This window comes from Methylophaga sp. UBA2689 (assembly GCA_002354555.1).
In the GTDB taxonomy this organism is placed as follows: domain Bacteria; phylum Pseudomonadota; class Gammaproteobacteria; order Nitrosococcales; family Methylophagaceae; genus Methylophaga.
Genome location: DELT01000038.1, coordinates 1 through 12,984, shown reverse-complemented (window position 1 = coordinate 12,984; position 12,984 = coordinate 1). Strand labels below are relative to the sequence as shown.

The window sequence follows — 12,984 nt, the reverse complement described above, 5'->3', positions numbered from 1 at the left end:
CTTATCTACATGTTTAATGACAAGCTATTGTTATACAAACAAAAATTACTAGGGTCTTTTGTTCTTTCAGAGACGATTATGAAAGATCAACAGACTCTAAAGCCTTTTCATCCAGAAAGTCATCGGCTTGGGTGACTCATGATCTTCGTCCAATTCTTTCCAACTGAATGTCGTGTTGAGTTCGGGATGCTTCTCATAGCCGCGTTTACGCCAGAAGTTATCAAGAGGCTTATAACCTGCAGGTCGACGTGGATGATCCTCCGGACGCTGTACCCCACAAAAGCAGCTAAATTCATATCCGCCCAGCTCTCGTGCATGTTGCTCACGATGCTCAAAGAACGCTATGCCGGCACCTTTGCCACGGTATTGCGACAACAACACTGATTCACCGCAATAAAATACGCTATCGACATCAATACCCGCGTTGATAAACGGCGCTTTGACTTCATCTGTTTCATATTTCAGTGGAATACCCGTCGATGCACCGACGACCTTATCGCCATCAAAGGCTAAAACAATCACGCTGTCAGGCGCTTCGATATAGGTTTGCAGGTAGCGTGCTTCATAATCCGGGTCCCCATCATATAGATAAGGAAAATCACGGAAAACCTCAATGCGTAATCTGGCCAGTTCCGGGATAAATTGGTTCAGGGCTTCGCCTGATAAGCGTTTCAATTCCAGCATAGTTATCTCACTTAGTGCGATGGAAAGGCAACCATAAAAAAGCCAAGCTGGAAAGAACATCCCAGCCTGGCTGATTGTCCTGCAGTTTAACCGACGACTTGTTTAACCCAGTCTTCAAGGTTGTAGTAGTTGGTGATGCGAGCCACTTTGCCATCACGAATCACAAAAAATGCACCGGCTGGCAGGTTGTATTTCTGGCCATTGGCTTCTGGCAAACCTTCATCGGTGCTCAGGTATTCACCCAATACAGTGAATTCCACAGCTGCACGATCACCAGCTTCATTGGTAGTGATTGAAATATCAACGATTTGTTCTTTGTAATGGGCATTCATGCGATCCATAAATGCTGAGAATTTTTCTTTACCGATTTCGCGACCACTTTGGTTAACGTCATGAATAACATCATCAGTCAGCATATTCAAAAACGCATCCATATCCTGACGGTTGAACGCATCGTAGTAGTTTTGCAGCAATGTGATTGTAGCTTGGCTCATGTTGCAGATCCCAGAGAGTAAAAAAACCGCGAATTTTAACGTGTAAACGCTTCAAAGAAAAGCAGAAACTACTAATTCACCACAGAGACACAGAGGGCGCGGAGATAAAAGAAAAATACATCCGCAGATTACGCAGATGGACGCAGATTATTCTAAAAAAAGTTTAAAAAGGTTTAGCTGGGTTGAAATTGTGGCATCCAGCAATAATGGGTTTGTGTCGGGTTACGCTAAGCTAACCCGACCTACATCAATTTTTAACACTGGAATCACTGTTTAATTCAGCTGGGAATATACCCGCAGACTATTCATAAAAAATATTAATCTGCGAAAATCTGCGTAATCTGCGGATAACTCAAAAAAACCTCTGTGCCCTCTGTGTCTCTGTAGTTACTTTCAAAAATCAACTTTGGCGGCTACGAGCAGTGATCCCCATCAATTTATAGGTCAGCATTGATGCAGCGAAGTCGTAGGCATGAAAGCCATCAATCGGTGCAAACTCCATTACATCAAAGCCGATGATTTCACGTTGTTTAGCAACGGATTCAAACAGGTTCAATGTCTGATACCAGCTCAGTCCACCCGGTACTGGTGTGCCTGTTGAAGGAAACACACTGGGATCCATGCCATCAATATCCACCGTAAAAAACACTTTCTGCGGAAAATCATCGGGCAAGGTAATACTGTTGATATTGTTGGGGACCAGTTCATCGGCATCTTGGTAATACACACCAAACTCTTCACGTACCTGCATTTCTTCTTCACAAAACGCACGAATTCCCAGCTGATATAATGGAATACCCATATCAACCGCACGTTTCATTACCGATGCATGACTCAGAATATCGCCTTCATAGGAATGACGCAGGTCAGCGTGGGCATCAATCTGCACAATACCGAAGTCTTCAATGCCGGCATCCTTTAACCCTTTAATGACGCCATAAGTCACGGTATGTTCACCGCCTAATACGACTGGGATACCACCATTACGAATGATCTCAGCGGTAGCATTGGCAATATTATCAATCACCTGTTGCGAGCTGACGCTGCAATCGACTGGCGGGCAAGTATAGATACCCAAATCACAGGGATTACTTTTACCATCCCATTTTTCCAGCTGCCAGGATGCATTCAAAATCGTTGAGGGACCTTTATTGGTGCCGCCACCATAGGACACCGTTTTTTCATATGGCACAGGTAATACATGAAACATCGCCTGTTTTGGATCAGCCTGATCAATCTCGGAGCCCAGGAAAATCGGAAATTCTTCGTTCAATTCAGTATTCATGACAGTCGCTCTTTAAAATCGCTGTAGCCAAAGCTTTTGACTACACGTAAATCATCGGTTTCGGAATTCCAGATAGCCAGTGACGGTAATTTGGTGCCATTGAATGTTGTGGTTTTCACCATGGTGTAATGACTCATATCTTCAAATACCAGACGTTGACCAATTTCCAGTGGCTTATCAAAACTGTAATCCCCAATAACATCGCCGGCCAAGCATGTTAAACCACCCAATCGATAGGTATGTGATTTCTCATCTGGTAAGCCCGAACCCGTAATATCTGGACGATACGGCATTTCCAACGTATCGGGCATATGACAGGTGGCAGAAGTATCGAGAATCGCCTGATCCAGATGATTCCAGCTGATATCCAGCACTTCACAGCTCAAAATACCGGTACCGATTGCCACCGCCTCACCCGGTTCTAGATAAACTTCGACCTGATGGCGTTGTTTAAAATCCTGAATCATTTCGATAAGACCGTCGATGTTATAGCCATCAGCCGTAATATGATGACCCCCGCCAAAATTCACCCATTGCATCTGCGGCAGCAAACGACCGAATTTGGCTTCCATCGCTTTTACTGTTCGCTGCAACGGTTCAAAGCCCTGTTCACACAAAGTATGAAAATGCAGTCCGGAAATACCATCCAAAGCCGTTTCATCTAATTGCGATAACGGAATGCCTAAACGTGAACCGGGTGCACATGGATCATAAATCGGCACTGCGCCTTCTGAATGTTCCGGATTGATACGTAATCCAAAATGCAGTTCCGGACGTTGTTTCTGCGCTGCAAGACATTGCTCGCGAAACCGCAGCCATTGGCCGCAGGAATTAAATACAATGTGATGGGCAAAAGTCAGCAGTTCATCGATATCCTGTTGACTGAAGGCGGCTGCAAACACATGCACTTCGCCACCGTATTCTTCAAAACCAAGCCGCGCTTCATGTAAACCACTGGCACACGTGCCGCTCAGATATCTGGCAGTCAACGGCGCCAAAGACCACATCGAAAAGGCTTTCAAAGCAGCCAGAACTTTGGCACCACTGGCAGTTTGCACGTGATTCAAAATGCGTAAATTACGCTCCACAGCCACCTCGTCCACCACAAAACACGGCGACGGCAATCGAGATAAATCCAGCTTGGTAAAATCAGTAAATTGCATTATTTTCAAATACCTGAAAATGATAGTTAATTTATTTTATTAATACTTATTAACCACAGAGACACGGAGATCACAGAGATAAAAATATACATCCGCAGATTACGCAGATGGACGCAGATTTCTAATTTTATGTGGAACGTAGGTTGGGTTGAGCCTGCGAAACCCAACATCATCCATACTCTTTGCGTCTTGTTGGGTTTCATAAATTCAACCCAACCTACACTTTCTTAAAAAATCGTAAATCGGGTTAGCGTAGCGTAACCCGACCAAAAATAATCTGCGAAAATCTGCGTAATCTGCGGATAAAAAAACTCTGTGCCCTCTTTGTCTCTGTGGTAAATGAATCAATCGTCGAGATTGAAATCATCCAGTTCAATCACTTCCCAAGGCAATCCGTATTTATTCATATCTTCCATAAATGGATCCGGGTCAAACTGTTCGATGTTCCAGACTCCCGGTTTCTTCCACTTGCCTTCCAGCATCATTTTGGCACCAATCATGGCTGGTACACCGGTGGTATAGGAAATCGCCTGTGACTGAACTTCAGCGTAACAATCCTGATGGTCTTTGATTTGGTAGAGATAAACAGTTTTCTGTTTACCATCTTTAACACCCTTCACCACACAACCGATACAGGTTTTACCTTTGGTACGTGGCCCAAGTGTTGATGGATCTGGTAATAATGCTTTTAAGAACTGAATCGGTACGATTTGCTGACCGTTATAGTCAATTGGCTCGATTCCGGTCATGCCGACATTGCCGAGCACTTCCAGATGTTTCAGATAGCTTTCACCAAAACTCATCCAAAACTGAGCACGTTTTAAACTCGGGAAATTCACTACCAGTGATTCCAGCTCTTCATGGTACATACGATAAATATTGTAGTTACCAACCTCTTCCGGACAGGTAAAACTGGCTTTTTTCGACATTGCCGGTGTAGTGACAAACTCACCATTTTCCCAGTGACGACATTCTGCGGTGACTTCACGGATATTGATTTCCGGATTGAAGTTGGTGGCAAATGGATAACCGTGATCACCACCATTGACGTCAATAATATCCAGTTCATGAATATCATCGAAATAATGTTTGGCAAGGTAAGCGGTGAAAACATTGGTTGCACCTGGGTCAAAGCCGCTACCAAGCAATGCCATCAAACCGGCATTTTCGAATTTTTCACGATAAGCCCACTGCCAGCTGTATTCAAACTTGGCGGTATCCAAAGGTTCGTAGTTAGCTGTATCCAGATAGTCGACCCCAGCCGCCAGACAGGCGTCCATGATGTGCAAATCCTGATAAGGCAACGCTACGTTGATGACCAGATCCGGTTTTTCCTTTTCCAGTAAAGCGGTCAGCTCAGGCACATTGTCAGCATCGACCTGAGCGGTGCGGATTGGGCGATCCAGCTGCGCTGCTATGGCTTTGCATTTGTCTTCATTACGGCTGGCCAGAATAATTTCCGAGAAAATTTCCGGTAACTGGGCGCATTTATGCGTAACGACACCGCCAACACCACCGGCACCAATAATGATCACTTTTGACATTGCTGAATCCTTATAAATCTGCAGTTATCTTTCAAAGAAGGTGTAGCCATTCATGCTATCGCTGAAGGCTCGTAACATTTGTTGACGCATTGGAACCGAGATCTTGCCATCCCGAACGGCTTGTTCAGCCAGTTTGCGGAATTGCTCCTGCATCACTTTCGGATCGTATTCAACGTAACTGAGTACATCGGCAATACTGTCACCATGAAACTCACGGACAAAATCAAAACTGCCATCCTCGTTAATATGCACACTGACCACATTGGTATCACCAAACAGGTTATGCAAATCACCAAGGGTTTCCTGATACGCTCCAACCAGAAATACGCTCAGATAATATTCCTCACCCTCAATAAGCGGGTGTAATGGTAATGTTTTGCGAATTCCGTCTTCATAGGAAAACGAATCAATTTTGCCATCACAGTCACAGGTCATATCAGCGATAACCGCTGCACGAGTCGGTTTTTCATTCAAGCGATGAATCGGCATGATTGGAAAGATCTGATCAATCGCCCAGATATCCGGTAATGATTGAAACAGACTGAAATTGCCATAATAAATGTCAGACAGTAATTCCGGCAGACTTTCCAGTTCAGCTGAAACCCGGCGTGCCTGGGGCAGTAATTCCGAGATTTTTTCCAGAATAGCCAATGAAACATTCTCGGCTAACGCCCGTTCACGTAATGTTGCCTGACCATGATGGAATAACTCACGTAATTCATCACGATAATAAATCGCATCGTTGTAACATTCCTGTAAGTTCTGCAGTTTTACATTATTCAGAACGGCATAGAGGTTCACCAGCATATCCGGGCTATCATCCGGAACCATTTCCGGAATTGCACCTGGCTTATGATCGCGGACTTCCAATACGTTAAATAACAGCATTGAGGAATAGGCAATCAACGCCCGACCAGATTCGGTAATAACGACGGGATGTTCGATATCCAGCGGATCCAGGCATTCCTGCAAGGTTTCAATAATGTTGTAGCAATATTCGTCCAGACCGTAGTTCATACTGTGGGTACTGTTAGAACGAGCGCCTTCATAATCGACTGCCAAACCGCCACCCAGATCCATATACCCCATCGGTGCGCCTTCTTCGATTAAGCCGGTGTAAAAACGGCAGGCTTCCATTACACCACTACGGATATTACGGATATTGGGAATTTGTGAACCTAGATGGCTATGCAGTAATTGCAGGCAATGCAACATATCGGCTTTTTTGAGCTGTTCAACCACTTCCAGCAAAGCATTGGTCGACAAGCCGAATATCGAACGATCCCCGCTATCACCATTCCAGTGACCTTCAACGGTTGAAGCAAGACGAATACGCATACCGATCAGCGGTTCGATTCCCAATGCTTTGCTTCGCTCCAGAATAGTGGTTAATTCTGTGGCGGTTTCCAGCACAAAGAAACACTTGATACCCATTTGACGGGCATATAAACCCAGTTCAATAAATTCTTCGTCTTTATAACCATTGCAGATAATCAGACTGTCATGGTCACGTAGTTGTGAAATAGCAATAATTAATTCGGCTTTACTGCCCGCTTCCAGACCATGATGATAACGACGACCATAATCTGCAATTTCCTCAATAACGTGGCATTGCTGATTTACCTTGATTGGGAAGACGCCGCGATAGTCATTTTTATAGCCAGCTGTTTTAATCGCCCGGGCAAAAGCCTCGTTCAGTTGGGTAATTCGCAAATCCAGCAGGTTTTCAATGCGTAATACAGCGGGCATATCCAGGCCACGCTCTTTCATTCCATTAACAATATCGATCAATGGAACATGAATAGTCTTTTCACCAAATTGCAAACTGACGACCGCATTGCCATCGGCGGAAATATCAAAATAATCCGTCCCCCAATCACGCACACCATAAAGCTTACTGCTATGTTGCGCACTCCATTCTTCGGAGGCAACATCAGGTGAGTGTGTATCAAGGTTGGCATGGGTTTGTGTCATCAGTATGACCCCCTTTGGCTTCAGTTAAATCGCGGGATTGTCACTATTTTACGGATAAATTGCAAAAATATTATGACAGCACTACTACGTAACGAGATGAATCGCAGGCCTAGATAATTGGTTGCTCTTCTGGAACGCTGGTATCTGTTGATGGATCCAGATTGGTATTGAACGCCTCCACACTGTCCGCAACTTCGTCAGGGCGATTAAAACGCGCAATATGGAACAGCGCCTCACCCTCATTGACCAGAGGAATATTGGTTCTGCCAATGATCACGCCACTACAGATTGCGACCACTTTGGTTTCCGATTTTTCATCACCATATGGGGCCGCGACCATTCCCAGAATATCGCCTTTGGTCACGTGGGCTCCCATAGGAACCAGCATTCTGAAAATTCCGCTTTGCGGTGCCCTCACCCAACTGCTTGAACGCGCGACAAATGGTTCTACCGGTTTCAAATGTTTAGTACGGGATTCAGTCAACATGCCCAGCTTACGCATTACTGCCAATACGCCTCTGACACCAGCACGAATCGCCAGTTCATTAAAACGTAATGCTTCACCGGCTTCATAGACGATAACCGGCACATTGGCCTGCTGACAGGCATAACGCAGAGATCCCTCAATCAAGCCTGAATTCAAAATAACCGGGGCATTAAATGCTCTCGCCATTTCTTCAACGGCAGGATTATCCAACGCTGCACGAATCTGTGGCAGGTTATCGCGGTGAATGGCTGCAGTATGTAAATCTACGCCATGGGTACACTTATTCACCACCTCGCTCATAAAAAGATTGGCGAGGCGCGCCGCCAGAGAACCCTCTTCAGAACCGGGGAAACAGCGGTTTAAATCTCGGCGGTCTGGCAAATAACGTGTTTGATTGATAAAACCATATACGTTAACCACCGGGATGGTTATCAACGTCCCTTTAAGGCTTTTAAGCCGTTTACTTCGAACCAGCCGACGAATTATTTCCACACCGACGATTTCATCTCCATGTACCGCGCCGGACACAAATAAAACAGGCCCGTCACGTCGTCCACGCATCACCTGCACCGGCATACTCAAGGAGGTATGCATATACAAATCCGGTAGAGCTACATCAACTACTTTATTTTGTCCGGGGCCAATTTTTTGCCCGGCAATAATCAACTCGTCAGGCATCAACCACGGCCTTTGGTTTTAGTGGTTCCTGAAACAGAGTTCTTTTCAATAAAATCAATAATCAAACTGGCAATATCCTTACCGGTTGCTGATTCGATACCTTCAAGCCCTGGCGACGAATTAACCTCCATCACGACTGGTCCATGGTTCGAACGCAATAAATCCACACCACACACATTCAGCCCCATCGTTTTGGCTGCCCTGACAGCGGTAGCACGCTCTGCCGGTGTAATGCGGATTAAATTGGCACTGCCCCCACGATGCAGGTTAGATCGGAACTCGCCCTCTTTACCCTGGCGTTTCATTGCGGCAACCACTTTCTCTCCGACCACAAAACAGCGAATATCCGCACCACCGGCTTCTTTGATAAATTCTTGTACCAAGATATTGGCTTTCATACCCATAAAGGCTTCGATAACACTCTCAGCGGCCCCAGCAGTCTCTGCCAATACCACACCGATGCCCTGGGTACCTTCCAATAATTTAATCACCAGCGGCGCACCACCGACCATCTTGATTAAATCATCAACATCATCCGGACGATGTGCAAAGCCCGTTACTGGTAGACCAATTCCGCGGCGGGATAATAACTGCAGAGCGCGAAGTTTATCGCGCGAACGACTGATAGCCACCGACTCATTCAGTGGATATACATTCATCATTTCAAACTGGCGCAGTACAGCAGTTCCGTAAAAGGTCACCGAAGCCCCGATCCGAGGAATCACCGCATCATAACCGGTCAGATTCTCGCCCTTGTAATGGACTTCCGGTTTCATCGAAGTGATATTCATATAACAACGCAGCACATCCAGCACATCCACTTCGTGACCTCGTGCCTCCGCTGCCTCAACCAATCGGCGAGTGGAATACAGCTTCGAATTACGGGACAAAATGGCTATTTTCATGCAGATTCTCCATCAAGCGCTTCATCTCTTGGCGCTTGGGTAGTGTCGTGGAATGCGGGGCTTGCTTGGTAGGACAATGCCGGATTAACCAATATATTACCAGTCGTCATGGCAGTACGTCCCAGTAACATTCGAAACAACATGGTATCGCGATTGGTCAGGGTAATTTCAATCGGCCAGCTATGACCGCCAACGCTCAGTGGCGTCTCAATTACATAACGTTTTTCTGTGTGACCACCTGAGTCAGTAACGTTTCGCTCGTCCTTAACTCGCGCTTCGCACCAGATTTCCGTCTCAGTATCGTGTTGATTGGGATGCACCCCGAATCTTACCCAAAGCTCACCGTTCTTATCAATCGGCTCAACCGAAAAGGCATGAATCGCGGAAGTTCGAGCACCAGTATCCACCTTGGCTTTGATTTGTTGAATACCCAACTCAGGCAAGCTCAACCACTCTCGCCAGCCAACGGTTATTATTTTTGGATGATTTTCCACGGGATTCCCCAATTAAGAATTTATGGGGCAATTGAAAGCAATTTATTGGTGAGTGTCAAAAAGGATTTTGGATATTAATGTTTAAAAAAGAATTAAATCCTAGCGATCAGTTGAGTTGAAAAGATTTACTAGAGGATAATTAATAAGTCAGATACAAAAAAAAGCCCCGATGAATCGGGGCTTTTTTTATGTTAGCTAAAAACTAGCAAAGTGCAGGATTATTAGCACATGCACCAGCCCATGTGACAACACCAGAGTTTGTATCATATGTACCAGTCATAATGTAAGTATCTGCAGCGGAGATATTTCCCGGTGCGTTAGCATCAGGAGTTACCGTGATAGTTCCAGATGTATTACTTGCAACAGCCCAGTTAATAGTGTTAGCAATAGATGGAGATGTTGTTACATCATTAGGTACGCCATTGGATCCTGCGGTACAATTTGAAAAACCACCTTCTACTTGTGCACATACTTCAACAGCAGATTTAACGCTAGTTGCAGCCATAACAATTTCTGTATATCTAGCTTTATCTGTATAAGTTTGGTATGCAGGCAAAGCGATTGCCGCCAAAATACCGATTATCGCGATAACGATCATTAACTCAATTAATGTAAAACCTTGTTGTGTTTTTTTCATCTTTCAATCTCCATTATATAGACGACAAGCTTTGTGCTCGGAATTAATAACGCACCCTCTATGCCAACTTAAATTTCACTTTAAAATTAATAACTTATCTATATGTGCATTACTTTTTAAGTTTAACAAAGGTCAACCTACGTCAACTAGTGACATTTTTTGTCAGTTTATGGCTAAACAATCTTGTTGAAGATTCTGTAAAACTTTATTTGCTGGGTAATATTGCAGACTTTTACCGATCGTCTGACAGCGTTGTTCAGACTGTGCTAAAGCAAAATAGCCATTAATAATATCTTCAAACACTTTCAATTCAGGTTTTTTAATCAGTTCTGATTCGAACCAATTCACTACCTGAACCAATTTATCAGCGTCATTTCTTCCGATTGCATCATGTAAGTGAGTTCGCATGACGATTTGCTCTGCATACGTTTTGTAATACAGATTATTTAACGCGCTATCCAATTGAGGCGCTTGCTGCGATTGTCTTATGAATTGATACATTTGTTGTTGGGCTTGTGATGTTTGCCATAAAAAAAGCAAAGTTACTGTAAGCAGAATAACCACCAAACTACGAAGTGATTTTTTTGCCATCAAGCTGATCAAATTTTGTCTAATGACTAAGTGATGATTAAGTAATACAAAAAGCAACGTTAACCAAATAAACCAGTGAAATGATGAAATATAAAAAGGGTGCTCTACCTGTGTATGAAAGGTAATCGGGAGTAATAAGGCCAAATTGGCTAATAACCTTTGTTGCCTATATTTAATTGCAAACCAAAGTACACTGATTACAGCAATTACAATCCCTCCCAATGCCAGCAAGCCCCCTTCAATTGCCCACTGCAAAAGCTCATTATGGGGATGCCCAATATAAGTTGGCATATCTGCATTTGGATGCTTTTTGTAAAACTCTGATGAAGCTAAACCAAACTGTTCAAGAAAACTGCCGATGCCATGACCACTTATTGGAGCTTCAGAAAAAGCATTAAGAGAAATGCGATAAATACTTAAACGCTGATCAGAATATTGCGCTTCAACCAATCGATAGGATTTATCCAAGGTTTTATGTAAGCCTTCTTTGGCTAACCAGCTTGCAGCTATGATCAATAACAGAATAGATAGAATCGTTTTCCAATTTTTTCTGACTTGATTTCGATAACCAATCAGCAGCATCAATAAGCCGAATATTCCAGATAGAAGTCCAATTCTTGAGCCAGTCGACACCATTACACACGTAGCCACACCGATGGTCAGCAATAAAAAAATTTTCAGATAAATCCGCTTATAGGAAATTGGTCGTAAACACAAATAAATACAAATCAATATGCCAGTCACCAAAAAACTCGCCATCACATTTACCTGCTGGAATACTCCAGTAGCTATTTGCGTGTTAGTTTTCGGAATCCAGTCCACCAAAATTGGCGGCTGGAAAAGTTGAATCATGCCAAAGAGACTATGAAGGAATGTCGCAACCGCGAGCAAAAGTAAAAGTTTGTCAGTGTTTTTAAGTCGAAATTGAAATAACCCGAATAGAAAAATCACACCCGCCATGACATATGTAATGCGAAATAACCATGTGATTGGGTCTTTTACCCCAGCTAGGGCAGCGGCCAGAAGGATCCCGACTGGTAATGCCAGCAGGCCTTTGTAATTTGCTGGAAGAATCAGCTTATCCTGCCCACAGAAATACCAGACTGAATAAGCAATAACTAACGTAGCGGCCGCCCAGACGGTGATATTAAATGGTAGATCAAATCCAGTGCCACCGAGACTGGAGGCCAGATAAAAGGGAGATACCAGGTAGAGTAATGCCAATAACCATTCAATTGGCTGCTGCGGCAATAACGGGTATTTTGAGAGAGTGCGCGACATAAGCTTCCCTGTTCTGGCGAATAAACAAAAAAGGATTATGTCGGCTGATTGATCGAGTGGCAAGGCGTGTTGGATAGAAACAACGACTATTTCATATCAGCTGTATTTTTATCCACAGATTACGCAGATGTGTGCAGCTTAAAAGAATACAAACCACAGAGACACAGAGAGCACAGAGATTAAAAATAATGTAGGTCGGGTTATCGCAGCGTAACCCGACATAAACAAGATGTTGGGCTTCGCAGACTCAGCGCCAACCTACGGAAAATAACTATTCAACCCGGTTTTGATTTACAGGGCTTGGTCTTTTGTTCAAAGGCTTAAATTAAAATTTTTCTCTAAATATCTGCGCCCATCTGCGAAATCTGCGGATATATTTTTAAACCTCTGTCCCTCTGTGGTTATATCAACTACAAAGGCACACCAATCCGTTGAGCAACTTCTTCGTAGGCCTCGATAACACCACCCAATCCCTGACGGAAGCGGTCTTTATCGAGTTTTTTACGGGTTTCAGCATCCCATAAACGGCATCCATCCGGGCTGAACTCATCACCGAGATAGACTTCGTCTTTGAACACACCAAATTCCAGTTTGTAATCCACCAGAATCATCCCGGCATCGGCAAACAGTTTTTTCAACACCTGATTGACTTCAAAGGTCAACGCTTTCATGCGTTGGACCTGTTCATCGGTAGCCCAGCCAAAAGTGGCGATATGGTATTCATTAACCATTGGGTCATGTAAAGCATCATTTTTCAGGAAAAACTC

Annotated in this window: 12 protein-coding genes; all 12 read right to left on the bottom strand. The window is 44.1% G+C overall.

Translation table 11 applies throughout. The features are described from left to right. Positions 1-96 precede the first annotated feature (96 nt). On the bottom strand, positions 97-684 hold the full coding sequence (locus tag B3M51_RS03955; protein ID WP_292756975.1) for a GNAT family N-acetyltransferase: 588 nt from the start codon (positions 682-684) through the stop codon (positions 97-99). Positions 685-770: 86 nt separating this feature from the next. Next, complete coding sequence (locus B3M51_RS03950; protein ID WP_292482276.1) at positions 771-1,178, bottom strand: ketosteroid isomerase-related protein; 408 nt, start codon at positions 1,176-1,178, stop codon at positions 771-773. A gap of 400 nt (positions 1,179-1,578) precedes the next feature. Next, positions 1,579-2,463: an agmatinase gene (speB, locus tag B3M51_RS03945; RefSeq protein ID WP_292756973.1), complete on the bottom strand. Its 885-nt coding sequence runs from the start codon at positions 2,461-2,463 to the stop codon at positions 1,579-1,581. After that, entirely contained in the window at positions 2,460-3,626 is a 1,167-nt protein-coding gene (nspC, locus tag B3M51_RS03940) for a carboxynorspermidine decarboxylase (protein WP_292756971.1), read from the bottom strand. The genes speB and nspC overlap by 4 nt, the downstream gene beginning before the upstream one ends. Before the next feature lie 344 nt (positions 3,627-3,970). After that, the gene (locus B3M51_RS03935) at positions 3,971-5,170 is read right to left on the bottom strand and encodes a saccharopine dehydrogenase family protein (protein ID WP_292756969.1); all 1,200 of its coding nucleotides are present in this window, start codon (positions 5,168-5,170) and stop codon (positions 3,971-3,973) included. Positions 5,171-5,194: 24 nt separating this feature from the next. Beyond that, complete coding sequence (gene speA / locus B3M51_RS03930; RefSeq protein WP_292482286.1) at positions 5,195-7,144, bottom strand: biosynthetic arginine decarboxylase; 1,950 nt, start codon at positions 7,142-7,144, stop codon at positions 5,195-5,197. 109 nt (positions 7,145-7,253) lie between these two features. Beyond that, positions 7,254-8,309 carry a succinylglutamate desuccinylase/aspartoacylase family protein gene (locus B3M51_RS03925; protein ID WP_292357466.1) on the bottom strand — a complete coding sequence of 352 codons (1,056 nt, stop codon included), beginning with the start codon at positions 8,307-8,309 and terminating at the stop codon, positions 7,254-7,256. Further along, the gene (gene rimK, locus B3M51_RS03920; protein WP_014706795.1) at positions 8,309-9,214 is read right to left on the bottom strand and encodes a 30S ribosomal protein S6--L-glutamate ligase; all 906 of its coding nucleotides are present in this window, start codon (positions 9,212-9,214) and stop codon (positions 8,309-8,311) included. Before rimK ends, B3M51_RS03925 begins: the two co-directional genes overlap by 1 nt. Further along, positions 9,211-9,708, bottom strand: a complete 498-nt coding sequence (locus B3M51_RS03915; RefSeq protein WP_292357469.1) for an ATP-dependent zinc protease — start codon at positions 9,706-9,708, stop codon at positions 9,211-9,213. Before B3M51_RS03915 ends, rimK begins: the two co-directional genes overlap by 4 nt. A gap of 202 nt (positions 9,709-9,910) precedes the next feature. Next, the gene (locus B3M51_RS03910; RefSeq protein ID WP_292357471.1) at positions 9,911-10,345 is read right to left on the bottom strand and encodes a pilin; all 435 of its coding nucleotides are present in this window, start codon (positions 10,343-10,345) and stop codon (positions 9,911-9,913) included. A gap of 162 nt (positions 10,346-10,507) precedes the next feature. After that, entirely contained in the window at positions 10,508-11,896 is a 1,389-nt protein-coding gene (locus B3M51_RS03905) for a PglL family O-oligosaccharyltransferase (protein WP_292411626.1), read from the bottom strand. Between the two features lie 731 nt (positions 11,897-12,627). Continuing rightward, positions 12,628-12,984 (bottom strand): phosphoribosylaminoimidazolesuccinocarboxamide synthase (locus B3M51_RS03900; RefSeq protein ID WP_292756966.1); only part of this gene is annotated, 357 nt, incomplete at its 5' end.